This is a genomic window from Burkholderia sp. BCC1640, assembly GCF_902833125.1.
In the GTDB taxonomy this organism is placed as follows: domain Bacteria; phylum Pseudomonadota; class Gammaproteobacteria; order Burkholderiales; family Burkholderiaceae; genus Burkholderia; species Burkholderia diffusa.
The window spans coordinates 54750-80526 of sequence record NZ_CADFEF010000001.1; the positions used below are offsets into that span (position 1 = coordinate 54750).

General features: G+C 65.9%; 20 protein-coding genes. 8 read left to right on the forward strand and 12 right to left on the reverse strand.

Annotated features, from left to right (window positions below):
• Positions 1–60 precede the first annotated feature (60 nt).
• From HWX25_RS00270 to fdnG, 3 genes are read right to left on the reverse strand one after another with little or no spacing between them, the layout of a single operon-like run.
• Positions 61–687 carry a formate dehydrogenase subunit gamma gene (locus HWX25_RS00270; RefSeq protein ID WP_059524797.1) on the reverse strand — a complete coding sequence of 209 codons (627 nt, stop codon included), beginning with the start codon at positions 685–687 and terminating at the stop codon, positions 61–63.
• Positions 684–1598, reverse strand: a complete 915-nt coding sequence (gene fdxH / locus HWX25_RS00275; RefSeq protein WP_059524795.1) for a formate dehydrogenase subunit beta — start codon at positions 1596–1598, stop codon at positions 684–686. The genes HWX25_RS00270 and fdxH overlap by 4 nt, the downstream gene beginning before the upstream one ends.
• Positions 1599–1608: 10 nt before the next feature.
• Positions 1609–4680, reverse strand: coding sequence for a formate dehydrogenase-N subunit alpha (gene fdnG / locus HWX25_RS00280; protein WP_159085697.1), 3072 nt, complete (start codon positions 4678–4680; stop codon positions 1609–1611).
• A gap of 141 nt (positions 4681–4821) precedes the next feature.
• Here fdnG and HWX25_RS00285 point away from each other — a divergent pair, with 141 nt between their 5' ends.
• The 3 genes from HWX25_RS00285 to HWX25_RS00295 all read left to right on the forward strand — a co-directional run bounded on the left by HWX25_RS00285 (position 4822) and on the right by HWX25_RS00295 (position 8281).
• Positions 4822–5748, forward strand: coding sequence for a YihY/virulence factor BrkB family protein (locus HWX25_RS00285; RefSeq protein WP_175906408.1), 927 nt, complete (start codon positions 4822–4824; stop codon positions 5746–5748).
• A 427-nt stretch (positions 5749–6175) separates the two neighbouring features.
• Complete coding sequence (locus HWX25_RS00290; RefSeq protein ID WP_175906410.1) at positions 6176–7339, forward strand: porin; 1164 nt, start codon at positions 6176–6178, stop codon at positions 7337–7339.
• 468 nt (positions 7340–7807) lie between these two features.
• Positions 7808–8281, forward strand: a complete 474-nt coding sequence (locus HWX25_RS00295; RefSeq protein WP_175906412.1) for a VOC family protein — start codon at positions 7808–7810, stop codon at positions 8279–8281.
• A 137-nt stretch (positions 8282–8418) separates the two neighbouring features.
• On the opposite strand, the gene HWX25_RS00300 is transcribed toward HWX25_RS00295, so the two are convergent.
• Positions 8419–9234: an aminoglycoside adenylyltransferase family protein gene (locus HWX25_RS00300; RefSeq protein ID WP_175906414.1), complete on the reverse strand. Its 816-nt coding sequence runs from the start codon at positions 9232–9234 to the stop codon at positions 8419–8421.
• 259 nt (positions 9235–9493) lie between these two features.
• Complete coding sequence (locus tag HWX25_RS00305; RefSeq protein ID WP_011548077.1) at positions 9494–9943, reverse strand: HU family DNA-binding protein; 450 nt, start codon at positions 9941–9943, stop codon at positions 9494–9496.
• A gap of 268 nt (positions 9944–10211) precedes the next feature.
• On the opposite strand from HWX25_RS00305, the gene HWX25_RS00310 reads away from it, so the two are divergent.
• Positions 10212–11330 carry an acyltransferase gene (locus tag HWX25_RS00310; protein WP_175906416.1) on the forward strand — a complete coding sequence of 373 codons (1119 nt, stop codon included), beginning with the start codon at positions 10212–10214 and terminating at the stop codon, positions 11328–11330.
• Between the two features lie 325 nt (positions 11331–11655).
• Here the strand turns inward: HWX25_RS00310 and galU are convergent, their stop codons facing one another.
• Together galU and HWX25_RS00320 are read right to left on the reverse strand one after the other, a co-directional pair.
• The gene (gene galU / locus HWX25_RS00315) at positions 11656–12543 is read right to left on the reverse strand and encodes a UTP--glucose-1-phosphate uridylyltransferase GalU (protein ID WP_034179975.1); all 888 of its coding nucleotides are present in this window, start codon (positions 12541–12543) and stop codon (positions 11656–11658) included.
• A gap of 228 nt (positions 12544–12771) precedes the next feature.
• Positions 12772–12915: a hypothetical protein gene (locus tag HWX25_RS00320; RefSeq protein ID WP_006479318.1), complete on the reverse strand. Its 144-nt coding sequence runs from the start codon at positions 12913–12915 to the stop codon at positions 12772–12774.
• Positions 12916–13128: 213 nt separating this feature from the next.
• On the opposite strand from HWX25_RS00320, the gene HWX25_RS00325 reads away from it, so the two are divergent.
• On the forward strand, positions 13129–14304 hold the full coding sequence (locus tag HWX25_RS00325) for an acyltransferase (protein WP_059524779.1): 1176 nt from the start codon (positions 13129–13131) through the stop codon (positions 14302–14304).
• Between the two features lie 206 nt (positions 14305–14510).
• Here HWX25_RS00325 and HWX25_RS00330 read toward each other — a convergent pair whose 3' ends face one another.
• The 4 genes from HWX25_RS00330 to HWX25_RS00345 all read right to left on the reverse strand — a co-directional run bounded on the left by HWX25_RS00330 (position 14511) and on the right by HWX25_RS00345 (position 20983).
• Positions 14511–16976, reverse strand: coding sequence for a glycosyltransferase family 4 protein (locus tag HWX25_RS00330; RefSeq protein WP_175906418.1), 2466 nt, complete (start codon positions 16974–16976; stop codon positions 14511–14513).
• Positions 16973–18439, reverse strand: coding sequence for a flippase (locus HWX25_RS00335; RefSeq protein ID WP_059689711.1), 1467 nt, complete (start codon positions 18437–18439; stop codon positions 16973–16975). The genes HWX25_RS00330 and HWX25_RS00335 overlap by 4 nt, the downstream gene beginning before the upstream one ends.
• A gap of 43 nt (positions 18440–18482) precedes the next feature.
• On the reverse strand, positions 18483–20675 hold the full coding sequence (locus tag HWX25_RS00340) for a hypothetical protein (protein ID WP_175906864.1): 2193 nt from the start codon (positions 20673–20675) through the stop codon (positions 18483–18485).
• A gap of 104 nt (positions 20676–20779) precedes the next feature.
• Positions 20780–20983, reverse strand: coding sequence for a hypothetical protein (locus HWX25_RS00345; protein ID WP_175906421.1), 204 nt, complete (start codon positions 20981–20983; stop codon positions 20780–20782).
• Positions 20984–21168: 185 nt separating this feature from the next.
• Here HWX25_RS00345 and HWX25_RS00350 point away from each other — a divergent pair, with 185 nt between their 5' ends.
• The 3 genes from HWX25_RS00350 to HWX25_RS00360 are packed head-to-tail and all read left to right on the forward strand — an operon-like array spanning position 21169 to position 24267.
• Positions 21169–22233: an acyltransferase gene (locus HWX25_RS00350; RefSeq protein WP_059699941.1), complete on the forward strand. Its 1065-nt coding sequence runs from the start codon at positions 21169–21171 to the stop codon at positions 22231–22233.
• A 35-nt stretch (positions 22234–22268) separates the two neighbouring features.
• A complete protein-coding gene (gene gmd, locus HWX25_RS00355; RefSeq protein ID WP_059524769.1) occupies positions 22269–23315 on the forward strand; it encodes a GDP-mannose 4,6-dehydratase in 1047 nt (348 codons plus the stop codon).
• Positions 23302–24267, forward strand: a complete 966-nt coding sequence (locus HWX25_RS00360; RefSeq protein WP_175906423.1) for an NAD-dependent epimerase/dehydratase family protein — start codon at positions 23302–23304, stop codon at positions 24265–24267. Before gmd ends, HWX25_RS00360 begins: the two co-directional genes overlap by 14 nt.
• 106 nt (positions 24268–24373) lie before the next feature.
• Here the strand turns inward: HWX25_RS00360 and HWX25_RS00365 are convergent, their stop codons facing one another.
• Entirely contained in the window at positions 24374–25564 is a 1191-nt protein-coding gene (locus tag HWX25_RS00365) for an O-succinylhomoserine sulfhydrylase (protein ID WP_059525647.1), read from the reverse strand.
• Positions 25565–25777 lie beyond the last annotated feature (213 nt).

Sequence of the window (25777 nt, forward strand, 5' to 3'; positions counted from 1 at the left end):
CAGTCCCGGCGGCAGGCGGGACGGCGCGCCGCAATCGGCGTACCGCCCCGCTCCCGTGCGTTATTTCACGCTTTCACGGAACCACTTCGGGTGATGCTTGCGGGCCCAGCCCAGCGTGACGGTGCCGCGCACCATCGCCCCGATCGAGCCCTTCACCCACAACGCCGCGTAAATGTGCACGATGATGCTCGCGATCAGCACGAAGGCCGCCACGGCATGCACGACGGCCGCCGCGCGGATCATCCCGATCGGGAAGTAGAACGAGAAGTAGCGTCGCCAGATCACGATCCCCGACAGCAGGAGCAACAGCAGGCACGCCACCAACGTGAAGAATAGCAGCTTCTGTCCGGCGTTATAGCGCCCGACGGGCGGCAGCTTGTCTTCCTGGTTGGTCAGCACGTCATCGATCTGCTTCAGCCATTGCCGGTCATCCGCGTCGAGCACGTTGTGGTGCCAGAAGCGCACCACGAGAATCGCGAACGACACGAACATCACGAGACCGACGAACGGATGCAGGATCCGAGTCCACTGGCCGCCGCCGAACAGCGCGGTGAGCCAGAACATCGACGGATGGAACAGCGCGAGCCCGGACAGCGCGAGCAACACGAACGTGATCGCGGTGATCCAGTGGTTCGTGCGCTCGTTCGGCGTGTAGCGGACGATCAGGTTGGGGTCGTCGTGCTTCATTTTGCGTCCTCCTTGATGCGTCGCGCCTCGTCGCGGGCGGCGGCTTCCTCGTCCTCGCTGACCTCGTTCGGACCGACCCGGGTGTAGTGGAAGAACCCGGCCAGCGCGGTCAGCGCGAGCCCGGCGACCGCGAGCGGCTTCGCGATGCCCTTCCACAGCTTCACCATCGGGCTGATCGACGGATTGTCGGGCAGCCCGTGGTACAGCGACGGCTTGTCCGCGTGGTGCAGCACGTACATCACGTGCGTGCCGCCGACGCCCTGCGGGTCGTACAGCCCCGCATGCTCGAAGCCGCGTTCCTTCAGGTCCTCGATCCGCTCGGCCGCGTGCTGCTTCATGTCCTCCTTGGTACCGAACACGATCGCGCCCGTCGGGCAGGTCTTCACGCAGGCCGGTTCCTGGCCGACCGCGACACGGTCGGAACAGAGCGTGCATTTGTATGCGCGATGATCCTTCTTCGAGATCCGCGGAACGTTGAACGGGCAGCCGGTCACGCAATAGCCGCAACCGATGCAGTTCTCCTCGTGGAAATCGACGATCCCGTTGTTGTACTGCACGATCGCGCCCGGCGACGGACACGCCTTCAGGCAGCCCGGATCCTCGCAATGCATGCAGCCGTCCTTGCGGATCAGCCACTCGAGGTCGCCTGCCGGGTTCTCGTATTCGGAGAACCGCATCACCGTCCACGAGTGCTCGGACAGGTCGGACGGATTGTCGTACACGCCGACGTTGGTGCCGACTTCGTCGCGCAGGTCGTTCCACTCCATACATGCCGTCTGGCATGCCTTGCAGCCGATGCACTTCGATACATCGATCAGCTTCGCGACGCTCCCGGTCACCGGTTCGCGCACCGTGGGCGGTGGCGTCGTGGTGGCCGAGACGCGCTTGATATCCAGCGATTGCAATGCCATCTCTTCCCCCTTACGCCTTTTCGACCTTCACCAGGAACGACTTGAATTCCGGTGTGTACGAGTTGCCGTCGCCTACGGACGGAGTCAGGGTATTGGCGAGATAGCCGGGCTTCGTCAGACCCTTGAAGCCCCAGTGCAACGGGACGCCGACCGTCTGGACCTTCTTGCCCTCGATCGTCAGCGGCTTGATCCGCTTCGTGACGAGCGCCACCGCGACGATGTAGCCGCGCTTGGACGACACCTTCACGCGATCGCCGTGCGCGACGCCGACTTCCTTCGCGAGATCTTCGCCGATCTCGACGAATTGCTCGGGCTGGATGATCGCGTTCAGCCGTGCATGCTTGGTCCAGTAGTGGAAATGCTCAGTCAGCCGGTAAGTCGTCGCGACGTGCGGGAACTCCGACACCTTGCCGAACGACGCGCGGTCGTCCGGGAACACGCGGGCCGCCGGGTTATTCAGCGCCTGCGGGTTGTCGGGGTGCAGCGGATTCGCCGCGAGCGGCGTCTCGAACGGCTCGTAGTGCTCGGGGAACGGACCTTCGTTCATCCCCGCGCGGGCGAAGAAACGCGCGACGCCTTCCGGGTTCATGATGAACGGACCCATCCCGTTCTCGGGCGATTCGTCGGCCTTGAAGTCCGGCACGTCGGCGCCCTTCCACGCGCTGCCGTTCCAGCCGATCAGCTTGCGGGTCGGGTCGAACGGCTTGCCGCTCACGTCGCACGACGCGCGGTTGTACAGGATCCGCCGGTTGGCCGGCCAGGCCCACGCCCAGTTCAGCGTCTGGCCGATGCCGGTCGGGTCCGAGTTGTCGCGCCGCCCCATCTGGTTGCCGGCCTGCGTCCAGGCACCGCAGAAGATCCAGCAGCCGCTCGCGGTCGTGCCGTCGTCCTTCAGCTGCGCGAACGCGGCGAGCTGCTCGCCCTTCTTCACGAGCGTCTTGGCCGGATCCTTCGGGTCGGGCAAGTCGGCGAGCGCACGGCCGTTGAACTCCATCGCGAGCTCTTCGGGCGTCGGGCTTTCCGGGTTCGCGTACGGCCAGGTCAGGTTCACGATCGGATCCGGATACTTGCCGCCGTCCGCCTGATACATCTTGCGCATGCGCAGGAACAGCCCCGACATGATCTCGAGATCGCTGCGCGCCTGGCCCGGCGGCTCCGCGCCCTTCCAGTGCCATTGCAGCACGCGGCTCGAACTGACGAGCGAACCGTTTTCCTCCGCGAAGCACGTGGTCGGCAGACGGAACACCTCGGTCTGGATCTTCGACGCATCGACGTCGTTGTAGTCGCCGTGATGCTTCCAGAACTCGGACGTCTCGGTTGCGAGCGGATCCATGATCACGAGCCACTTCAGCTTCGCGAGGCCTGCCGCCGTCTTCACCTTCGACGGCGCCGCCGCGAGCGGGTTGAAGCCCTGGCAGATGTAGCCGTTCATCTTGCCGGCATTCATCAGCTCGATCGCCTGCAGCAGGTCGTACTGCTTGTCCAGCTTCGGCAGGTAATCGTAGGCCCAGTTGTTCTCGGCGGTCGCCGCATCGCCCCACCACGACTTCATGAAGCTGACGTGGAAGGCCTTGTAGTTCTTCCAGTAACTCAGCTGGTTCGGTCGCAGCGGCAGCTGTGTGCGCTTCTTGATGTAGCCGTCGAAATCCTGCTCGGCCTGCATCGGCAGCGTCATGTAGCCCGGCAGCAGGTTCGACATCAGCCCGAGGTCGGTCAACCCCTGGATGTTCGAGTGGCCGCGCAGCGCGTTCATGCCGCCGCCGGCGATGCCGATGTTGCCGAGCAGCAGCTGCACCATCGCGCCGGTGCGGATGATCTGCGCGCCGATCGAATGGTGGGTCCAGCCGAGCGCGTACAGCACCGTGCCGGCGCGGCCGGGAACGGCCGTCGTCGCGAGCATTTCGCACACCTTCAGGAATTTCTCCTTCGGCGTGCCGCACGTCTGCTGCACCATGTCCGGCGTATAGCGTGCGTAGTGCTGCTTCAGCAGGTTGTACACGCAGCGCGGATGTTGCAGCGTCGGGTCGACCTTCACGAAGCCGTCGTCGCCGCGTTCGTAGTCCCAGCTCGATTTGTCCGGGTACGCGTGCTTCTCCGCGTCGTAGCCGGAATAGATGCCGTCGTTGAACGCGAAATCCTCGCGCACGATGAACGAGAAGTCCGTGTAGTTCTTCACGTACTCATGCTGGATCTTGTCGTTCGTCAGCAGATAGTTGATCACACCGCCCAGGAAGACGATGTCGGTGCCGGTGCGGATCGGCGCGTAGTAATCAGCCACCGAGGCCGTACGCGTGAAGCGCGGGTCGACGACGATCAGCCGCGCCTTGCGGTGCGCCTTCGCCTCCGTTACCCACTTGAAACCGCACGGATGGGCCTCGGCTGCATTGCCGCCCATCACGAGAATCACGTCCGCGTTCTTGATGTCGACCCAATGGTTCGTCATCGCTCCACGGCCAAACGTCGGGGCAAGACCTGCCACCGTCGGGCCATGTCAGACACGCGCCTGATTGTCGAATGCGAGCATCCCCAGACTACGGATAGTCTTGTGGGTCAGGTAGCCGACTTCGTTGCTGCCCGCCGACGCGGCCAGCATGCCGGTGGTCAGCCAGCGGTTGACCTTCGCGCCGTCTTCGGCCGTCTCGACGAAGTTCGCGTCGCGGTCCGCTTTCATCAGCTTCGCGATCCGGTCGAGCGCGTCGTTCCACGAGATCGGTTCCCACTTGTCCGAGCCGGGCGCGCGGTATTCGGGATGCGTCAGGCGGTTCGGGCTGTGGATGAAATCGATCAGGCTCGCGCCCTTCGGGCACAGCGTGCCGCGATTGACCGGATGGTCGGGATCGCCTTCGATATGGATGATGCTCGGCTGTGCGTTCTTCGCGCCGTCACCGAGGCTATACATCAGGATGCCGCAACCCACCGAGCAATAAGGGCAGGTGTTGCGCGTTTCGACTGTGCGCGCCAGCTTGTACTGTCGGACCTCGGCGAGCGCTTCCGTCGGAGAAAAGCCCATCAGGGCAAGACTCGATCCGGCAAGCGACGTGGCCGTCACCTTCAGGAACTGGCGCCGGGACATTTGTAGCATGATGGTCTCGGCGTTTTTGTGGGGTGAGGTGAAACTGAAAGGAATTATAGACAGTTCAGGCAACTATGATCGAATCCTCGGATCAATACCGATTTGTCTGATCCGCCGATGTCCTTGCGTACAACGCCCAACCGAACCGTCATGAAACGACCGATCACGTCCGAAGCCACCCGTCTCGCGCAACAACAGGCCAACTGGGCACTCAACGCGTTCAAGCGCTTCTCGTCCGACCGCTGCTCGGCGATGGCCGCGAGCATCGCGTTCTTCTCTGCGTTCTCGCTCGCGCCGACGCTCGTGATGGTGATCGCCGTGGCCGGCTGGTTCTACGGTGACGACGCCGCACGCGGCCAGGTGTTCGAGCAGGCGCATCAGTTGATCGGCGACGACGCGGCGGCCAGCATCCAGACGATCGTGCAGAACGCGCATCGCGCGGGCGAGCGCGGCGGAATCGCGACGCTGATCTCGTTCGCCGCGCTCGCGGTCGGCGCGTCGGCGACGTTCGCGTCGCTGAACACCGCGCTGAGCGTGATCTGGCCGAGCACGGAAAGCCGCTGGTCGAGCATGCTCGGGCTCGTACGGGTGCGACTGGTTTCGTTCGGGCTCGTGCTCGGCGTCGCGTTCCTGTTGATCGTGTCGCTGGTGCTCGATACCGCGATCACGTTCGTCGGCACCTGGCTGCTCGGCGATTCGCCGTACGTCGTGATCACCAATCTGCTGCAGTTCTTCGTCGGCATCGCGGTGCTCGCGGGCGCGTTCGCCGCGCTGATGAAGTTCCTGCCCGATGCGCGCGTCGCATGGCGCGACGCGACGATCGGCGGGATCGTGTCCGCGATCTTGTTCTCGACCGGCAAGAAGCTGTTCGCGCTGTACCTCGCGCGCGCGGGCACGGCCAGCGCGTTCGGCGCGGCCGGATCGTTCGCGGTCCTGCTGATGTGGCTGTACTTCTCGGCGGCCGTGCTGCTGCTCGGCGCGGAATTCGCGGCCGCGCGCGGCGATGCGCATCGCCGCACCGGCAACGCCGCGGTCACGGCCGCGTCCACGCCGACCGATCGCGCAAGCGGCGACTGATTCCCCACGTATTGCTTCCCGCGGTCGCGCCGCGCGCGTCGTATCGCCGCCCTACGCGACCGCCTTCCTTTCCGCAACCACCCCGCCCGCCAGGCATTCGCGCACGTTGACGCGTTCTTTGCGTCGGCAGGCGATGCGCGCTGCAACGGCAAACGTTTGCATGCCTCGATTTCCGCGCACGAACCGGCGAAATCCGCCGTTCTCCTGCCGAACGCATCAACAGTTGCAACAATCGCAGCGCACCAAATGTCAACTATTTCAAAAAGAGGAACAGTCGTTGATGTCCTTGATATATATGGATTTTTTTCCGCTGTTACCTTTTCGAGACACTTTATTTTTTAAGCTTTCTTGCACGTATGGCACTGAGCTATTCTCCAATCCGCAACAAATAACGAATGACGATTCATTTGCGTGGAGATACTCAACGATGAAGAAACTCGCACTCTCGACCCTCTCGCTCGCCCTGCTGGGCGCCGCTGGCGCTGCTCACGCTCAGTCGAGCGTCACGCTGTACGGCGTGATCGATACGTCGATCGCGTTTGTCCATGGCAACAACGGTCAAGCAATCAACTCGTGGCAAATGCTGTCCGGTAACCTGCAAGGCCCGCGCTGGGGCTTGAAGGGTACGGAAGACCTGGGCGGCGGACTGAAGGCGATTTTCCAAGTGGAAAACGGCTTTGACGTCGGCACCGGCAAGCTGAACCAGGGTGGCCGCATGTTCGGTCGTCAGTCGTACGTCGGCCTGGACCACGCCCAGTACGGTACGCTGACGTTGGGTCGCCAGTACGACCCGTCTGTCGACATGGTTCAAGCCGTTACGGGCGACAACTACTTCGGCAGCATCATGGCCACGCCGGGTGACGTCGACAACAACGACAACAGCATCCGTGTCAACAACGCGGTCAAGTATGTGTCGCCGGTGTTCGCAGGCTTCCAGGTCGAAGGCATGTACGCACTGGGCGGCGTGGCCGGCCATACGGGCCAAGGCCAGACGTGGAGTGCCGGTGCAGCCTACAACAACGGCCCGATCGGCGTCGCTGCCAGCTTCCTGCGCGTGCAGAACGGCAACGATCGCTCGGCCGCCGCAGACGGCTGGTCGAGCCCGACGGCAACCGGCATCGGCGTGTCGAACAACCCGATCGTCGGCGCATACGCAACGGCGAAGGCAATCAACATTGCACAAGTCGCTGGCCAGTACGCAATCGGCCCGGTGACGTTCGGCCTCGGCTACAGCAACGCGCAATACAAGGCAGACAGCCTGTCGGCATTCGCGGAAACCGAGAAGTTCAACACCGGCCGCGCCTTCGTGAACTACCAGGCAACGCCGGCACTGCTGCTGGGCCTCGGCTACGCATACACGAAGGCGAGCGGCGACACGGACGCAAAGTATCATCAGGTCTCGCTGGGCGCGGACTACTCGCTGTCGAAGCGCACGGACGTCTACCTGATCGGCGGCTACCAGCACGCCAGCGGCACGCAACGCGTGAACGGCACTACGACGCAAGATGCGCAAGCGTCGATCGGCTCGTACGGCTACGGCGGCACGAAGTCGCAAGAGCTGGTCGCTCTCGGCCTGCGCCACAAGTTCTAAGAAGTACGTTTCCGGTGTGCATGGCGTCTCCGACGCCATGTCGCCGAACTGCAAAACCAGTCACCGGTTTCGGCCGTGGCTGGTTTTTTTTCGTCCGTTGCCGGCGGCGCCGTGGCGGGCGATGGCCGTGGTCGACACTTGGGTACGGCAACCGGCCGGGAGCGCCTCCTGGGCCGCCTGTCGCGCGCTGGAAGCCTGTCCTGAGGCATCCGGACACCCCTTGCTGTCCGACGGCCGCATACGGCCGGTCAGGCGCACGCCGCCGCGCGAACCTCGCCATATCCCCCTGACGCGCGACGACGGAATCCGCCATTGCAACGGACGCTTGCGCGCCCACCCTGCCGATTTCGATACAGCGACGCGAAGCACTATGCTTCGACTTGTCGATTTCGACGGCCTTCATCCGTCGTATCGATGGCGGCACGCAGATTGCCCCATCCTTCACCGACATCCGACAGGAGACGCTCCATGACGATTCAGAAGATCACGCCGTTCCTCTGGTATGCGACGGAAGCCGAAGAAGCCGCGGCCTTCTACGCGGGCATTTTCCCGAACTCGCGCGTCGTGCGCGTCACGGCGGTACCCGGCACCAGCGGCACCCGGATGGTCGAATTCGAGCTGTTCGGCCAGCCGTTCATCGCGATGAGCCACCCGCGCACCGAGACGTTCAACCACGCGATCTCGCTGATGATCAGTTGCGCCGACCAGGCGGAACTCGACCGCTACTGGAGCGCGTTGCTCGACAACGGCGGCACGGCCGACGGCTGCGGCTGGCTGCGTGACCGCTTCGGCGTCTCATGGCAGATCGTGCCCGACGCGCTGATCCCGATGATGGCCGACCGTGACGAGGTCAAGGCGGCGCGCGTGGCCTCGGCCATGATGCAGATGACGAAGTTCGACGTCGCCGCGCTGAAGGCCGCCTACGCCGGCACGGCGGGCTGACGAAGCACGGGCGCCGCGGCCTCCTTCGCGCGGGCATCGGCACGCCCGCGGCGCGCGCGATACGCGCCTGACCGCGGCCGTCGACGGGATTGCATCGTGCCGCGACGCAATCGCGGCCAGCGACCGTTCGCGCGCGACTACGCCGACAACGTGGCTTCGACGATCCGTCGCACGTAACGCACGAATGCGGCGACCGGTTGGCCCGACAACAGCGCATCGGCACCGTCACCGTCACCGTCACCGCGCACATAGACGGTACGCGCGGCCGACAGAACGGGGCGGTACGTGTCGGGCAGGCGCTCCAGCGCCCACGCCGCGGCGACATCCTTCGGCGCGATCCTGCCGGTCGCGGCGCTGTACCAGATGCGTGCGAGCGCGAGCACGACGTTGCATTCGTCGCCGCGCCAGTCGGGCTCGGCATTCCACTGTGCAACCGTGGCGAGGAGCGCGGCGACGAAATCGCGTGCGGGCACCGCGTCGAACCACGCGGCCGCGCGCGGCCCGCGCAGCGCAACGTCGTGCTGCCGCACCTTCGTCAACAGAATCGCCAGATCGTGATCGACGCATGCCGGCTCGACGATACCCGCGCGCAGATCGCGGCGCAGCCATTCGCCGAACTGCAGTTCGCGCCGGGCGGGATGACGCCACGGCGCCACGTCGCCGCGCACGACCACGGTTACTTCCAGCGCGCGCCTAAGCGCCTCGCTCCGCGGCGGCGCAGACACGTCGAGCAAGTCGAGCAGCAGCGCGCGCCGCACCGCTTCGCCCGGCGATGCGGCAACCGTCACCAGCAGGTCGATGTCGCTGCGCGGTTTCAGCCCGCCGTCAAGCGCCGAACCGAACAGATGCATCGCCTGCAGCGTCGCGCCGAGATGCCGTTCGATCGCGGCGCACGCGACCGTCACCTGCTCGGCGATCTCGGCGATCTCGGCGGGAACGATCGTCGCGTTCATCGCGCAAGCCCCGCGCGACGCACGCGCAACGCGCGGCGATGCACAGCCGCGCGCCGGCACGAACACGACGATCCGGCCATCCGCGCAAGCGGCCCGCAACACCGGATGCGCGTCACGTCATGCCGTATCCGCGCCGTGCGATACCGGCGCGGCCGTTCAATTTGCGCGGCGCAATAAAAATCCCCGTACGCTTTCGCGTACGGGGATCGTCGGACATCGCAACGGCCGCCGACATGCATTCGGCGACCGTTACGCGGCATTACGCAGCCGCGTCCTTCAGCTTCTTCAGCGCACGTGCCTTCACGCGCACGCTGGCCGGCTTTGCCGGGAACCAGCGCTCTTCGCCCGTGAACGGATCCTTGCCGAAGCGCTTCTTCTTCGCCGGCACGACTTGCGCCGTGATCTTCAGCAGACCCGGCAGCGTGAACTCGCCTGCGCCCTTCTTGTGAACCGAGCCCAGCACGACGTTCTCGAGTGCGACGAGCACTGCCTTGACCGCCTTCACTTCGACAGCTGCGCGCTCAGCGATGTGCGTTGCGAGCGATGCCTTCGTGAACTTGTCCTTCAGCGGCGTCGGAGCAGCCGGTGCTGCCTTCGCGACAGCCTTCTTGGCCACTACTTTCTTCGCGGGCGCAGCCTTTTTGGCAGCCACTTTCTTGGTGGCCGGTGCGGCAGCCTTCTTGGCCACCTTTTTTGCGGAAGTCGCCATGTTTCTCCTACCAGGTGTGGTCGTTGGATACACGAAGCGTGCAACGCGCGCGCTTCAACGCCGGATTCTACAAGCGCCTTGACGCTTCGTGGAGTACTTTTATGCGTTTTCGCGGGGTTTCCCGCAGGTTTTGTTGCGCGCGACCGACTTCGACGGCGCTCCAGCATCGAAAAACGCCTTCACGTATACGTCCAAACGCGTCCGATCGCGAATTACGTTCGATATTTGCGCACCTATACTGACCTCGCTCAGTGCCCCGGATGCCTTCATGCGCGAAGTCAGATACGTCAAAGGACTCGACGGCCTGCGAGCCATCGCCGTCATCCTCGTTTTCCTGTCCCACAAGGGCCACGTCCTCGCTGTCGACGTGGGCAAGCTCGGTGTGTGGACGTTCTTCTTCATCAGCGGATTCCTGATCGTCGGCGAACTGCATCGCAATCGTCAGGCGATCGAGTGCGGCGCGATGACGCGCCGCCATGCGCTGGCGCTGTTTCTCGCGAAGCGCGCGCTGCGGATCTTTCCCGTCTACTACCTGCTGCTCGCCGCGCTCGCGATCGCGCACGCGCTGTTCTACCAGCGCGGCGTCGATCTCGGACTCGCTTGGCACGCCACGTTCCTGTCGAATTACTGGATCGGCGTCGTCAAGGACGGCTGGCCGGGCTCCACGTCGCACTTCTGGAGCCTCGCGGTTGAGCAGCAGTTCTATCTGATTGCGCCGCTCACGCTGCTCGCGGTGCCGGCCGCGCGCCATGTCGTGCTCGGCGTCGCGGCCATCGCGCTGTGCGCGCTCGCGCATCTCGCGCTCTACGCGGTCGATGCATCGCCGGTGCTGATCTACGCGTTTTCCCCGTGGAATTTCGCGCTGATCGCGCTGGGCGGCGTCGGTGCGATGGCGCTCGCCGATCGCGGCCAGGACGTCGTCCGCCGCATTCCGCCCGGCTGGCTCGCCGCCGCCGGCGTCGTGTTCTTCCTCGCGCTGCCCGCGTTCACGATGCTGCCGGACGTCGTCACGGGGCTCGCGGATCTCGGCCTGTCCGCGTCGCTCGGCGCGCTGATGCTGTGGATCGTCACCGAACCCGACCATCCGGCCGTGGCACTGCTCGACTGGGCGCCGCTCGTCTATCTCGGCACGATCAGCTACGGCTTCTACTTGTTCCACAACCTGATCCCGGCACGTTTCGGGGAGATGCCCGCGCTGTTCGCGCGCGTGCCGATGCCCGGAATCGTCCGGGACGTGCTGCCCGAACTGCTGCAGTTTGCGCTTGCCGTGCTGCTCGCACATCTGTCGTGGCGCTATCTGGAACGGCGCCTGCTCGACTTCAAGAAGCCGATCGCCGCGATGCTGGCCCGGTACTTCGTCGCGCGGCCGAGCACGTCGCCGCGCTGAGCGCGAGACCGGCGCGGACGCGACGCAGCCTGTACGCAACCCTCGTTCATCAGCGCGCAAGCGGCCGACGCGCCGGCACCGGTTTCAACGCCGCGGTGTCCGGCGCACCGCGCAACGCGCAACGCGCGCTCGAACCGGCATCACCGTCCGGCGGCATACCAAAATCGTCGCGTACGCACCCGCTCGAATCCGCCCGAAATCCGCATCGCCGGTCACCCGCCGCCGCACGCGCGCACTTCGTCCACACGCAAAAAAGCCCCGACGCACGAGGCAGCCGGGGCCAACGGAACAACCACCACCTGAAACAACGGAGCAGCGCAGCTGCTTATGCGACAGCAGCCAGCGCGGGCAGACACGTACGCAGGTACGCCTCGAATTCGCGGCTCACTTCCGGATGCTGGAGCGCGAGCTCGACGGTCGCCTTGAGGTAGCCGATCTTGCTGCCGCAATCGAAACGCGTGCCGTAGTAGCGATACGCGAGCACCTGCTCGTTCGCGAGCAGCGTCTGGACCGCGTCGGTCAGCTGCAACTCGCCGCCTGCGCCCGGCTTGAGCTTGCGCAGGTGATCGAAGATCGTCGGCATGAACACGTAGCGGCCGACCACGCCGAGGTTCGACGGCGCGTCTTCCGGCGCCGGCTTCTCGATGATGCCCGACAGCTTGATGATGTCCTCTTCCCACTCGCGGCCTTCGACGACGCCGTACGATCGGCTGTCCTCGCGCGGAATCGTCTCGACGCCGATTACCGAGCTGTGATAGTGGTCGAACACGTCGACGAGCTGCTTGAGCACCGGCTGTTCGCCGTGCAGCAGGTCGTCGGCGAGAATCACCGCGAACGGCTCGCCGTGCACGAGCTTTTCCGCGCACAGCACCGCGTGGCCGAGACCGAGCGCTTCCGGCTGGCGCACGTAGAAGCAGTTCACGTGGCTCGGCTTGATGCCGCGCACGAGTTCGAGCAGCTTTTCCTTGCCGCGCGCCTCGAGTTCGGCCTCGATCTCGTACGACTTGTCGAAGTGATCCTCGATCGCGCGCTTGCTGCGCCCGGTCACGAAGATCATCTCGGTGATACCCGCGTTGATCGCTTCCTCGACCGCGTACTGGATCAGCGGCTTGTCGACGACGGGCAGCATTTCCTTCGGGCTCGCCTTCGTTGCCGGGAGGAACCGCGTGCCGAGACCGGCGACGGGGAACACGGCCTTGGTGACTTTCAACATGTTCGCATCCTGATTGCGTTGACAGCGCCGCGTCGCTGGGCGACCCGGCGCAATTGTTTTTCGAACGGCATATCGAGAACCGGCGGCACGGCCAATTCCACTCCGCTCATTTTCGATATGGACCTATTGCCCATGTTTCAAGAAAATAGATAATCCGCGAATCCGGTCGATATTGCCGAACCCGGCGCCGACACATAAACAAATTACCGATTTTCCGGATACAAATTCTTACGATTCGAATTCCTCGATATACGGGACGCCGCCCCGCTCGAGGCCCGGGCGAATCGGCTCGTTCTTCAGCGCCTCGCGGTACGCCGACAGCACGGCCATGACCAGCAGTACTGCCGCGCTCGCGATCCAATGCATGTCCATCTTGCCGCTCCTTGCATCAATCAACTGGAGCTTCAAGCTATCAGAAAAAAATCGGCAAATAATTGTGGCAGTGGCGAAACCGCTTTCATACCGGAATAAAACCACCATCTGAAACATCATCATTTCCCGGCGAGATTTTTTTATTCATTCGATCGAATTCTTGCGCATTACGATTGGACCATCCCCTTCATCCGTCGCAAGGAATCGAATCGCATGCAAGCTTTCAGCGGATCGTCTTTGACTGCGCCGCCCGTCGCCGACCACAAGGAACACGTGATCGACGCGATGCGCGGGTTCGCGGCGCTGCTCGTCGCCTATTTCCACTGCCGCCAGGTCGTCTGGGTCGGCATGCAGAGCTTCCATCACGCTTACGGTCATGCGCTGAACCCGAGCGTGATCGCCGGCTACCTGACCTTCCCGTTCGCGTGGGGCTCCGCCGGCGTGCCGATCTTCTTCGTGATCAGCGGCTACTGCATCCACCGCAACGCGGCGCTCAAGCTCGCGGCCAACCCCGCATACCGGCTCGATGCGCCGAACTTCTGGGCGCGCCGCTTCGCGCGCATCTACCCGGTGCTGCTCGCCGCGCTGCTGTTCACGCTCGCGATGGACGCGGTCAGCCTGCAGATCGCGCCGGTCAGCCACAAGATCCGCGACGTCGGCCTCACCGCGTTCCTCGTGAACCTGTTCTCGCTGCAGGGCGTCGCCGGCTACACGTACGGGTCCAACGGCGCGCTGTGGACGCTGTCGCTCGAAGTGCAGTTCTATGCGATCTACCCGCTGCTGTTCGCGCTGCGCCGGCGCATCGGCATGCCGGCCATCGTGGCGGCCGTCGCGCTCGTCAACGTCGCGTCGGCGTGGCTGCTCGAACGGCACGACCTGCAGTTCTTCACGTCGTACTGGCTGTCCTGGACGGTCGGCGCATGGATCGCCGACGTGCGCGCACAGCCGGCGCGCGGCACGGCCGCCGTGCCGTCGCGCGCGTGGTATCTCGCGGCCGCCGCGCTGCTGGCCGCGGGCTGCGGCGCGTTCCATTTCGGCCAGTACGGCGCGTTCCAGCTGTGGGCGGCCGGCTTCGCGTGCTTCCTGTACCGCGCGCTCGCCTGCCCGCCGCGCCCGACGCCGCTGTTGCGCGTGCTCGGCTGGTTCGGCGACTTCAGCTACTCGCTGTACCTGATCCATCTGCCGCTGTTCGTCTGCCTCGGCTCGGTGCTGTTCCACTCGGAACTGCAACTGTCGATCTGGCCGTCGATCGCGTTCATGGCCGCCGCGATTCCGGTCGCCTACGTGTTCTACCGGCTGTTCGAACGCCCCGCGATGATGTGGTCGGCCAGCCTGAAGCCGACGCGCGCCGCCCGCGTCGTCGCACCGGCGCCCGAACGGGCTGTCTGATTGCGCCGTTACGGCGCTCCCGGCCCCCGCGCGACCTCAAGTCATGCGGGGGCATTTTCATGAGCGTGACGCCGCGTCACGCGCCGCCTGGGCGGCTGCACCACTGTCGCATCGCCCGCCCAAAAAGCAGAACCCTCATGCAGCGCACCGCCGCATGAGGGCCCGTTTCCCGGCGCATGGCGTCGATTCGCGCCGGTGCGCCGCACCTACCGCTTCTTCGCCTTCGCGGCCTTCGCCGTATCCGCGAGGATCTTCTCGACCCGTTCCACATAGGTCGCGGTGCCGAACCGGCGCACCGCGGTCGCCCGCCCGCTCGCGACGAGCCGCTCGCGCAGCGCGGCGTCGTGCTGCAGCCTGCCCAGCGCATCGGCCAGCGCGGTCGCGTTGCCCGGCTCGCACAGCAGCCCGTTTTCGCCGTCCTCGATGATCTCGACGACTCCGCCCGCGCGGGCCGCGACAACCGGTCGCCGTGCGAGCATGCCCTCGACGATCACGCGCCCGAACGGCTCCGGCGTGATCGACGTATGCGCGACCACGTCGACCGCCTTCATGCACGCGGCCACGTCGCGCTGGAAGCCGAGGAAGTGCACGCGATCGTCCATCCCGTGACGCGCGACGATCTCGTGCAGCTGCGCCGCGTATTCGTCCTCGCCGAACAGCGGCGCGCCGACCAGCACCACGTGCATGTCCGGATGGCGAGCCGCGGCCTCCAGCAGCAGGTGCTGCCCCTTCCAGTGCGCGAGGCGGCTGAACGAGCCGACCAGCCATGCCTGCTCGGGCAGCCCGAAGCGCGCGCGCAGCGCGGCCTGGCTGGCCGTGTCCAGCGCGTCGAACGGTTCCGCCGAAATGCCGTTGAACACGACGTCGACGTGCTGCGGCGTGAAGCCCGTCAGCGCACGGAACGCCTGCGCGGACGCGTCGGAGTTCGCGATCACGCGCGTGACGCCGAACCGCGCGCAGTACTTGATCGCCATCAGTTGCTTGCTGCCGAAATGGTCGCCGCTGACGATGTCGCGCAGGTGCCAGACCACCGGCTTGCGCGCGAGCCGCCCGGCCAGCGCCGCGACCACCATCGCGCGCTGCGTGTTCGCGTAGATCACCTCGGCGCGGCGTGCGCGCCGCGCGACGTCCCGCACGAGCGTGTAAAGCTGCTTCAACGCGCCGGCCGACACGCCGCCCTGCTTGCGCACCCCGGCGAGCGCGCCCTGGTCGAGCACGTCGACGCGCGCGCCGATCTCGTCGAGCGCCGCGCGGAACGGGCCATCATCGAACAGCACCACGTCGGCGTTCGCGCGCATGTGCTTCATGATCTCCAGCAGCGACAGCTCCGCGCCGCCGAGCACGCCGCTCTGGTCCAGCACGAGCGTCGCCGGGCCGCGCGCGGGCGGCATCGGCGCGACGGCCGTGCCGCGCTGCGCGGTCGAGCCGGGCAGCGCCGCCTCCACGTAGTCGAGGAAGCGCCGCCGGAACGTGTCGGCGGAGAAGCGCTCTGCATTCGCGCGGCACGCGTGCGGCGTGAAGCGCTGCGGCGCGCGCTCGAAATCGTCGACCGCCGCGACGATCGCGTGCGGCGTCTGTTCGTCGAAGAACAGCCCGGTCGGATTCGCGTGCGCGCGCGGTTCGAGCACGGTCTCGAGCGCACCGCCCTTGCCGTAAGCGATCACGGGCGTGCCGCACGCCTGCGCCTCGACCACCGAGATCCCGAAATCCTCCTCGGCCGCGAACACGAACGCCTTCGCGCGCCGCATCCGGTCGTGCAGCACCGCGAACGGTTGATAACCCATGATCTCGACGTTCGGGCCGGCCTTCGCGCGGATCTTCTGCATCTCGGGGCCGTCGCCGATCACCACGAGCTTGCGCTCCGGCGTGCGCGAGAACGCTTCGACGATCAGGTCGATCTTCTTGTACGGCACCATCCGCGACGCGGTCAGGTAGAAATCGTCCTTCGCCTCGTTCAGCGAGAAGCCGTCGACGTCGACCGGCGGGAAGATCACCGCCGCGTCGCGGTGATACACCTTGCGGATGCGTCGCGCGATGAACGCGGAGTTCGCGACGAAGCCGTCGACCGCATTCGCGGTGCGCGTGTCCCAGTTGCGGATGTAATGCAGGATCATCCGCGCGAGCAGCGACTTCGGCCCGTGCGTGAGGTTCGACTGTTCCAGATACTGGTGCTGCAGGTCCCACGCGTAGCGGATCGGCGAATGCACGTAGCTGATGTGCATCTGGTCCGGCCCGGTCAGCACGCCCTTCGCGACCGCATGGCTGCTGGAGATCACGAGATCGTAGTCCGACACGTCGAGCTGCTCGATCGCGAGCGGCATCAGCGGCAGATAGCTGCGGTACTTGGTGCGCGCGAACGGCAGTTTCTGGATGAACGAGGTCGTCACCCGCTTGCCGCGCACGAACGCGCGATCGTCGAGAAAATCGACGAGGCTGAACAGGTCGGCATCGGGGAAGCACGCGACGATCTGTTCGAGCACGCGCTCGGCGCCGGCGTACGTGACGAGCCAGTCGTGGACGATCGCCACGCGCAGCGGGCGCGACGCATCGCGTGCGCCCGCCTGCCCGGCCGGTTCGGTCCGGCGCAGCGCGGCGGTGTCGCCGGCTTCGGCCACGGCGGCATCGGCCGTGGCGAGGTTCAGGATGGCGTGTTCCGCCAGATCGCGATTCATACGGTTTTCCTCGCATTGAGACGGACGAACAGGTCGCGCACCAGCGCGCGCAGGGCCGGCGTCATCGTGAGCGACCACGCAAGGTTCAGCACCAGCACGACCGCGCAGAGGCCGATCGACTCGCCGAGCCCCGACCACGCCTGCGCCAGAAACAGGCTCGCGAGCAGGAAGGCGAGATGCGCGAGCATATCGAGCACGATTGCGCGCATCCGGATCGCCGACAGGTAAAGCAGCACGCCGTAATCGACCAGCGCGCGGGTCGCGACGACCACCGCCGCGCCGATCAGCCCGAAGTGATGAATGCCGAACCACAGGCCGCCGACGAAGAACGGCATCTCGACGAGCCCGGCGAACGCCGCCCGGGCCGGATTGACCTGCGACTGGATCAGGATCCGCGTGACGCTCGCCTGGCCGACGAGCCAGACGCTGATCACCAGCACGCGCCCGACCGGCGCCGAATGCGCGGCGAGATCGGCGCCGACCCACAATGTGAGGAACGGTGCGAGCGCGAAGATCGCGACGATGCCGACCGGCGTGAACACGCCGTTCAGGAATTCGAGCGACTGGCGCGCGAGCGTGTCGGCATGGTCGCGGCCGACCGCCGACAGGCGCGGAAACAGCGTGCGCACCAGCGCGTTCGGCAGCATGTTCAGCCGCGTGACGAGGTTCTGCGGAACCGTGTAATAGGTGACGAACTTCGCGCCCATGCCGGCGCCGAGCATCACGCGGTCGAGCGTGTCGGCGATCATGCTCGTCGTGCTCGCGATCAGCATCCAGCCGCCGAAGTTGAACAGCCCTTTCGCGGTGCCCCACTGCGGCGGGTCGATGCGCCGGATCCCGAGCACCTTGATGCTTGCGTGACCGAGCATCACCGCCGCGATCAGCCGCGCGAGGACGGCCGCGGCCAGCACCGTCTGCAGGTTCGGCGCGATCCACCATGCGGCGCCGAGCGGCAGCAGCTGGAACAGGAACGTGCCGATCGTCTGGTTCGTGTTGAACACGCCGAACCGTTCGGCCCCGTTGATCGCGCCGGCGAACACCCACGACACGTTCGCGAGCGGAATCGCGAGCGCGAGCCACGGCAACGCGAGATACACCTCATGCTGCATCGCCGCCGACACCTTCGTGAAATACGCGGTATAGACGAACGCGCCGAAATAGATCAGCAGGCCGCCGACGATGCCGGTGCCGAGGTTCAGCCAGAACGCGCTCCAGAAGACCCGCGCGCTTTCGTCCGCGTTGCCGCTCGCGAGCGCCTTCGAGATGTGGTTCTGCGCGGCCATGCTCATCCCGAGATCGAGGATCCCGAAATAACCGATCAGCGTCCACACGAGGCTGACGACGCCGTAGCGTTCGACGCCCAGCGCGTGGATGTACGCGGGCACCGTCACCAGCGACACGAAGGTCGGCAGGATCAGCCCGATGAAGTTGATCGAAACGTTCTTGAGTATGCCTTTGTCCATGCTTCTGCCTTGTGTGACGCCAACGACGACGGCGCGCCGCCCGTCACGGTTTCCAGCGATACATCAGCACCTTGCCGCGCGCGTCTTCCTCGACGAACACCAGGTATTCGCCGTTCTCGCGCCGGAACGCGCTGATGCCGAACGGCACGTCGACCCAGCCCGACGCCTTGCCGACCTCCGCGCCCGGGCTCATCACGCCGACTTCCTTGCCGGTTTCCTTGTCGTACACGTGGATCGTGCCGACCGGCTCCACCGTGAAGATGTAGCGGCCTTCGACCGTGATGCCGATCAGGTCGAGGATCGGCTTCGCGTCGAGCTGCCACGGCAGCGCGACCGTATAGCGCACCACCGGCGAGCCGGTCGACCACTTGTCGAAGCGCACCAGCACGCGGCCGACTTCCTTGTTGATGCCCGGCTTCGGCGGCGCGTCGGCCGTGTAGCCCGTCACGTACAGCGTGTCCGTCTGCGGCTCGTAGATCGCGCGACGCAGCTGCGTGAACGGCTGCGGCATCGGATAGGTCGTGACCTTGTCGTACGAGTAGATCGGGTTGCCGGCCTTGTCGACGCCGCCGTAGGCGAAGCGATGAATTCCGCGCACGTCGCTCGTGCGCCAGATGTCGCCCTTCGTGTCGACCCACCAGCCCCAGCCGCCCGCCTTTGCCTTGCCGGTCGTGTTGGTCGTGAATTCGTCCTCGTCGAGCCGGCCGTTGCCGTTCGCGTCGCGCCAGATCCAGTCGCCGCCCGGCGGCTTGTTCGGCACCTTGTCGACCGGCCGCGCGCGGCCCGCGATCAAGCCCGACGGAATCGCGACCTCGCCGTCGCGCTTCGCGTCGAAGCGGTAGATCTTCAGGTGGTCGGCGTACATGTCGGTCAGGTACAGGAACGTGCGGCCGTCGACGCGCCGCGCGAACGGCATGCCGGGATACTGGTCCGTGTGGAACACGGGGTCGTCGGGATACTTGAAGCGGTTCGACAGGAAGCCGGCGTATTTCCAGTCCTGGCCGGGCGGCTTCGACAAATCGAGCTCGAAGCGCTTGTTGCCCGTATACACACTGTTCGGCCGCGCCGGGTCGAGCCACGCGCCGTCGACGAACAGCAGCCCCTGCACCTGCCAGCGCAGCTTGCCGTCCGGCGTATAGCTCTCGAGCACCGCGCCGAGCCCCGCGCCGATCGTGTCGTGACGCGGCCCGATGCCGTTCATCGACACATACACGTTGCCCGCGCGATCGACGCCCACGCCCGTCAGCCCGTTGAAGCGCTGCGGCCCCGGACGGCCCGGCACCGGGCCAGCGAAGATTCCGCCTCGCTCGCCGAGCGTGCCCGACGGTGCATAGCCCTTGCCGCCTTTCGAGAAGATCAGCACCTGCTGCCGAGGCCCGTTGTCCGCGACCAGTACGCGCCCTTTCGCGTCGACCGCCACGTCCACCGCCTCGGTGCCGTCGGGCAGCGCGGGCGCGTCATCGAGCTTGCGGCCGTCCGCGCGCACGTGCACGAGGCGCGCGGGCCCGCCGATCGTATCGGTGAGCAGCCACAGCGTGCCGTCGCCGGCGAGCGCGATGCGGCCCGGCTCATGCGCGCTCCAGGTGGCCTTCTTCTGCATCGTCTCGGCGTCGTACACGTCCACCGCGTCATGCGACGGATTCGTCGAGAACAGCGTCTTGTCGTCGGCCGCGAGGCCGCCGACTTCCGCCTTCGCCTCGCCCACTTCCGACCGGGCCGGGGCCGGCACCTCGTTGACCATCATGAAGCTGGCGGCCATGCGCGCGCGGCCGGCATCGGCGCGCCCGCCCGGCGCGACCTGCGGCGCGGCGCGGAACGGCGCCGGCTGCTTCATGTCGCCGATCGTGCGGCGCGAAATGCCGAACCACTGCTTGCCCTTGTCCGGCCAGATGCCGGGCGACTGCAGATGGCCGCGCTCGTTGCCGACGCCGATCGCGACGTACGCATACTTGCCGTTCACCGCGACCGCGTTGCCGCCGAGGTTGCCCCAGCCGTGCGTGCCGCCGGCGAAGCCGAGCATCTTCCCGTCCTGGTAGACGCTCGCCTCGGCGCCGCTTTCGTCCCACGGCGCGTTCGTATACACCTTGCCGTCGGGCGTTACCGCGATCGCGCGAATGTCGATCTGCGTCCAGCTGCCGTCGCCATAGCCGAACGTGTTGCCGATCCACGACGTGGTCGCGGGCAACACGGTTTCAGCCGATGCGGCGCTCGCGGACAGCGCCGCGCATACCGTCATGCCAACCAGAATCAGACGTCGCAATGCGCTCTCCAGACTCGATGCGGAAGCGACCGGCGGCGCGGCATGCTGCCTGCACTCGATGCCCTGTCGCTAAATAGGTTTCAAACGTCGCGATGCAGGTTACAAGCAAAAATAATCACAAGAAATTTGGAAATATTTGGGGATGTTTCCACCTGAAATATCGAACCGGAACAGCGAGAAATTGGCCCGGCAAAGCGGAAATATCGACCGCCTTTCATGCCGAGATCCGTAGAAAATGCCGCTCCGGCCCGCCCGCCGGGGCGCGTAGCCTGCAAACCTTTCATGTCGCGATTGAAACGACCGGCATTCGAATCTTTTCAGCCGGATAAATGACATGCGTTTTTTTGCCGATTTCTTTTCCCTAGAATCGATTTCGATTCAATATTTCATTTAAACGCATGCATTACGTTCACGCATCGGATGCGCGGCGCGCCACGGCATCGGCCGCGCGTCGCGAAGGAGCGGCGCGATGACGGGCATCTCGCGCACCGCCGACCTCGCCCCGCCGCAACACGGCCGCATCGTGCAGCTCGACGGGCTGCGCGCGATCGCCGTCGGCGCCGTGTTCCTGCAACATGCGCTGAAGGCGCCGCTATGGATGGGCGTCGACCTGTTCTTCGTGCTGAGCGGCCTGCTGATCACCGGCATCCTGCTCGATCGCAAGGCGCGCGGACAGTCGTACTTCAGCCACTTCTACGCGCGCCGCGTGCGCCGGATCCTGCCGCCGTACGTGCTGCTGCTGGTCGTGTCGACGCTGCTGTTCGGCGCAAGCTGGCTGCCGCACTGGCCGTGGTTCGCGTTCTTCTCGACCAACATCGGGCTGTCGCTCGGCAGCATCGGTCACGACAGCCTGAACGTGCTGTGGTCGCTCGCCGTCGAGGAGCAGTTCTACATCTTCTGGCCGTTCGTCGTGCTGTGGTGTTCGGAACGCGCGCTGCTGTGGATCGCCGCCGCGCTGATCGTCGCGGCGCCCGTGCTGCGCGCGATCGCGACGCCGTGGTTCGATTCGTTCTGGCCGATCTACTACCTGACGCCGTTCCGGATGGACCTGCTCGCCGCCGGTGCGCTGCTCGCGATCGTGCTGCGCCGCGACCGGCGCGCGCTGGAGCCGTTCTATCCGCTCGCGATCGTCGGCGCGCTCGTGGCGCTCGCGATCCTCGGCTGGCTGCACCTGTCGTTCCCGCGTTTCCGCGCGGCGAACACGCCGCTGTCGAACGCCGCGCTCTACAGCGTCTCGCTGCTGCTGTGCACGTCGATCGTCGTGATCGCGCTGCGCGGACGCGGCCTCGTCCAGCGCGTGCTGACGAACCCGCTGCTCGTGTACGTCGGCACCGTCAGCTACACCGTCTACCTGATTCACCTGAGCGTGCTGTACGCGCTGTGGCCGCTGCACCTGAACCGCTTCGTCACGGCCGCGCTCGCCCTCGCCATCACGCTCGCGTACGCCACCGTGAGCTGGTACGGCTTCGAGCGGCGCCTGACGCGCGGCCCCGCACGCGCCACGGTGCCCGCCGCCGCGCGCACGACCGCCTGAATTTTTCAATCCATCGATTCGACCAGGACATTGCCATGAGCCAAACTCGCAAGAAGGCCATCATCACGGGGATCACCGGGCAGGACGGCGCCTACCTGACCAAGCTGCTGCTCGACAAGGGCTACGAGGTCACGGGCACCTACCGCCGCACCAGCTCGGTGAACTTCTGGCGCATCGCCGAGCTCGGCGTCGACACGCACCCGAACCTGTCGCTCGTCGAGCACGACCTGACGGATGCCGGCTCCAGCCTGCGGCTGCTCGAACGCACGCAGCCCGACGAGCTGTACAACCTGGCCGCGCAGAGCTTCGTCGGCGTGTCGTTCGATCAGCCGGCGACGACCGCCGAGGTCACCGGCATCGGCCCGCTGAACCTGCTCGAGGCGATCCGCGTGGTGAGCCCGAAGACGCGCTTCTACCAGGCATCGACGTCCGAGATGTTCGGCAAGGTGCAGGCGATTCCGCAGACTGAAACGACCGCGTTCTACCCGCGCAGCCCGTACGGCGTCGCGAAGCTGTACGCGCACTGGATGACCGTGAACTACCGCGAGTCCTACGACCTGTTCGGCTGCAGCGGCATCCTGTTCAACCACGAATCGCCGCTGCGCGGCCGCGAGTTCGTCACGCGCAAGATCACCGACACCGTCGCGAAGATCAAGCTCGGCAAGGCGACCAAACTCGAACTCGGCAACCTCGACGCCAAGCGCGACTGGGGCTTCGCGCTCGAATACGTCGAAGGGATGTGGCGGATGCTGCAGGTCGACGAGCCCGACACCTACGTGCTCGCGACCAACCGCACCGAGACCGTGCGCGACTTCGTGCAGATGGCGTTCGCGGCCGCCGGCTACCAGATCGAATGGACCGGCAAGGGCGAACAGGAACGCGGTCTCGACGCATCGAACGGCAACGTGCTCGTCGAAGTGAATCCGAAGTTCTACCGCCCTGCCGAAGTCGACCTGCTGATCGGCTGCGCGGACAAGGCCAAATCCAAGCTCGGCTGGGCGCCGGAAACGACGCTCGAGCAGCTTTGCCAGATGATGGTGGAAGCGGACCTGACGCGGAATCGTCACCATGACACGTACTGATGCCGGACGCTCGTCGCGCCGTGCGTTCGTCACGGGCCTGACGGGCTTCACCGGCCGCTACATGGCGCAGCGCCTCGAGGCGGCCGGCTACGACGTGTGGGGCACCGTGGCGCCCGGCGCGGCGCGGCCGGACGATCCGGCGTTCGCGAACTGCACGCTGCTGCCGGTCGACCTGCTCGACGCGCACGCGATGCGCGCCGCGGCCGCCGATGCGCGACCCGATGCGGTCGTGCATCTGGCTGCGCGTGCGCACGTCGCGCAGGACGAGCCGTCGCAGACTTACGCGGTCAACATCGTCGGCACGCGCAACCTGCTGGCCGCGCTCGCGGGCCTCGACCGTCGTCCGTCGGCGGTGCTGCTCGCCAGCAGCGCGAACATCTATGGCAATTCGACGGCCGGCGTGCTCGACGAAACCGTCGCACCCGCCCCTGCAAACGACTATGCGGTCAGCAAGCTCGCGATGGAATACGCGGCGAAGCTATGGGCCGACCGCCTGCCGATCGTGATCGCGCGGCCGTTCAACTACACCGGCGTCGGCCAGGACGATGCGTATCTGCTGCCGAAACTCGTGTCGCACTATGCGCGCAATGCGCCGCGCATCTCGCTCGGCAATCTCGACGTGAGCCGCGATTTCTCCGACGTGCGCGACGTGACGGCCGCCTATCTGAAGCTGCTCGAAGCCGCGCCGGCCGGCGAGACGTTCAACGTCTGCTCGGAGCGCGCGTATTCGCTGAAGGAAGTGCTGGCGATGCTGTCGCGGATCGCCGGTTACGTGATCGACGTGACGATCGATCCGCGTTTCGTGCGGCACAACGAGGTGAAGCGACTGAGCGGGTCGCGCGACAAGCTGCGGCGCGCGGTGGGCGAGCTGCCGGTGACGCCGCTCGACGACACCCTGCGCTGGATGATGGAAGCGATGCGCGACGTGCCGCAGTCCGCGCAGGCCGGCTGATTCCGTCAACGCGCGCGACGCAGGCCAAAAGAAAACGGGCCGCTCGATCTGATCGAGCGGCCCGTCTCATGTCGGCCTTGAAACCTGCCGCCGCGCTCAGCCTCGCTCAGCCTTCGAGGCCGCGCGCGAGATCGTTGCGCAGGTCGCCCGCGTTTTCCAGACCGACCGCGAGGCGGATCAGCCCTTCGGTGATCCCCGCGGCCGCACGCGCTTCCGGCGTGACGCGAGCATGCGTCGTCGTCGCCGGATGCGTGATCGTCGTGCGCGTGTCGCCGAGGTTGCCGGTGATCGAGATCAGCTTGGTGCCGTCGATCACGCGCCACGCATTCGCGCGCTGCTGCTCCGGCGTGTCACCCTTCAGCTCGAACGACACGATCGCGCCGCCCGCCTTCTGCTGGCGCTTCGCGAGTTCGTGCTGCGGATGCGATTCGAGCCCCGGATAGAACACGCGCGCGACGGCCGGATGCGAATCGAGCCAGCGCGCGATTTCGAGCGCGTTCGCCGACTGCTTCTCGACGCGCAGCGACAGCGTCTCCATCCCCTTCAGCAGCACCCACGCGTTGAACGCCGACAGCGTCGGCCCCGCGCTGCGCACGAACGGGAACACCTTGCCCATGATGAATTCCTTCGAGCCGACCAGCGCGCCGCCGAGCACGCGGCCCTGCCCGTCGAGGAACTTCGTCGCCGAGTGCATCACGACGTCCGCGCCGAGCTTCAGCGGCTGCTGCAGCACCGGGCTGCAGAAACAGTTGTCGACGACGAACAGCGCGTTCGCGGCCTTCGCGATCTTGCCGATCGCTTCGATGTCGGCGAGTTCGGTCAGCGGGTTCGACGGCGTTTCGAGGAAGAACATCTTCGTCTCGGGCCGCACCGCTTCCTGCCATGCGTTCAGGTCGGTCGGATCGACGAAGGTCGTCGTGATGCCGAACTTGCTGAAGATCTGCGAGAACATCCCGAGCGTCGAGCCGAACAGGCTGCGCGAGCTGACGAGGTGATCGCCCGCCTGCAGCGCGGACATCACGACCGACATGATCGCGGCCATGCCCGACGCCGTCGCGATGCAGGCCTCGCCGCCTTCGAGCGCGGCGAGACGATCCTGGAACATGGTGACGGTCGGGTTCGTGAAGCGCGAATAAGTGAAATAGTCTTCCGAATTCGCGAAGCGCTCGGCCGCCTCGGCCGCGCTCGTGAAGCAGAAGCTCGACGTGAGGAACAGCGCTTCCGAATGCTCGTTGAAGTTGCTGCGCAGCGTGCCCGCGCGCACGGCGAGCGTGTCGAAGTTGAGGGAGTCGTCCATGTTCCGTTTTCCGTATTCGAGGGGCGCGCCGCGGATCATGCATCGGGCGCGCACCCAGCCACAAAATCAGGCCAAAACAAAAAGCCCGCTATGCGTCGGCATCAGCGGGCTTCGGTGCGGTACGACAGCGATCGACTCGGGCCGGCTGCCGCCGGCCTTCGCTTTAGCTGTTTTGGGAAGTCGCCCCGCGTCCGCAAGCTGAATCAAATCGAC

What these genes read in the sequence shown, in the direction of transcription:
- HWX25_RS00270 (WP_059524797.1), bottom strand. Translation starts at nt 687, where the DNA reads ATGAAGCACGACGACCCCAACCTGATCGTCCGCTACACGCCGAACGAG.
- fdxH (WP_059524795.1), bottom strand. Translation starts at nt 1,598, where the DNA reads ATGGCATTGCAATCGCTGGATATCAAGCGCGTCTCGGCCACCACGACG.
- HWX25_RS00285 (WP_175906408.1), top strand. Translation starts at nt 4,822, where the DNA reads ATGAAACGACCGATCACGTCCGAAGCCACCCGTCTCGCGCAACAACAG.
- HWX25_RS00290 (WP_175906410.1), top strand. Translation starts at nt 6,176, where the DNA reads ATGAAGAAACTCGCACTCTCGACCCTCTCGCTCGCCCTGCTGGGCGCC.
- HWX25_RS00295 (WP_175906412.1), top strand. Translation starts at nt 7,808, where the DNA reads ATGACGATTCAGAAGATCACGCCGTTCCTCTGGTATGCGACGGAAGCC.
- HWX25_RS00300 (WP_175906414.1), bottom strand. Translation starts at nt 9,234, where the DNA reads ATGAACGCGACGATCGTTCCCGCCGAGATCGCCGAGATCGCCGAGCAG.
- HWX25_RS00305 (WP_011548077.1), bottom strand. Translation starts at nt 9,943, where the DNA reads ATGGCGACTTCCGCAAAAAAGGTGGCCAAGAAGGCTGCCGCACCGGCC.
- HWX25_RS00310 (WP_175906416.1), top strand. Translation starts at nt 10,212, where the DNA reads ATGCGCGAAGTCAGATACGTCAAAGGACTCGACGGCCTGCGAGCCATC.
- galU (WP_034179975.1), bottom strand. Translation starts at nt 12,543, where the DNA reads ATGTTGAAAGTCACCAAGGCCGTGTTCCCCGTCGCCGGTCTCGGCACG.
- HWX25_RS00320 (WP_006479318.1), bottom strand. Translation starts at nt 12,915, where the DNA reads ATGGACATGCATTGGATCGCGAGCGCGGCAGTACTGCTGGTCATGGCC.
- HWX25_RS00325 (WP_059524779.1), top strand. Translation starts at nt 13,129, where the DNA reads ATGCAAGCTTTCAGCGGATCGTCTTTGACTGCGCCGCCCGTCGCCGAC.
- HWX25_RS00330 (WP_175906418.1), bottom strand. Translation starts at nt 16,976, where the DNA reads ATGAATCGCGATCTGGCGGAACACGCCATCCTGAACCTCGCCACGGCC.
- HWX25_RS00335 (WP_059689711.1), bottom strand. Translation starts at nt 18,439, where the DNA reads ATGGACAAAGGCATACTCAAGAACGTTTCGATCAACTTCATCGGGCTG.
- HWX25_RS00340 (WP_175906864.1), bottom strand. Translation starts at nt 20,675, where the DNA reads ATGACGGTATGCGCGGCGCTGTCCGCGAGCGCCGCATCGGCTGAAACC.
- HWX25_RS00345 (WP_175906421.1), bottom strand. Translation starts at nt 20,983, where the DNA reads ATGAAAGGTTTGCAGGCTACGCGCCCCGGCGGGCGGGCCGGAGCGGCA.
- HWX25_RS00350 (WP_059699941.1), top strand. Translation starts at nt 21,169, where the DNA reads ATGACGGGCATCTCGCGCACCGCCGACCTCGCCCCGCCGCAACACGGC.
- gmd (WP_059524769.1), top strand. Translation starts at nt 22,269, where the DNA reads ATGAGCCAAACTCGCAAGAAGGCCATCATCACGGGGATCACCGGGCAG.
- HWX25_RS00360 (WP_175906423.1), top strand. Translation starts at nt 23,302, where the DNA reads ATGACACGTACTGATGCCGGACGCTCGTCGCGCCGTGCGTTCGTCACG.
- HWX25_RS00365 (WP_059525647.1), bottom strand. Translation starts at nt 25,564, where the DNA reads ATGGACGACTCCCTCAACTTCGACACGCTCGCCGTGCGCGCGGGCACG.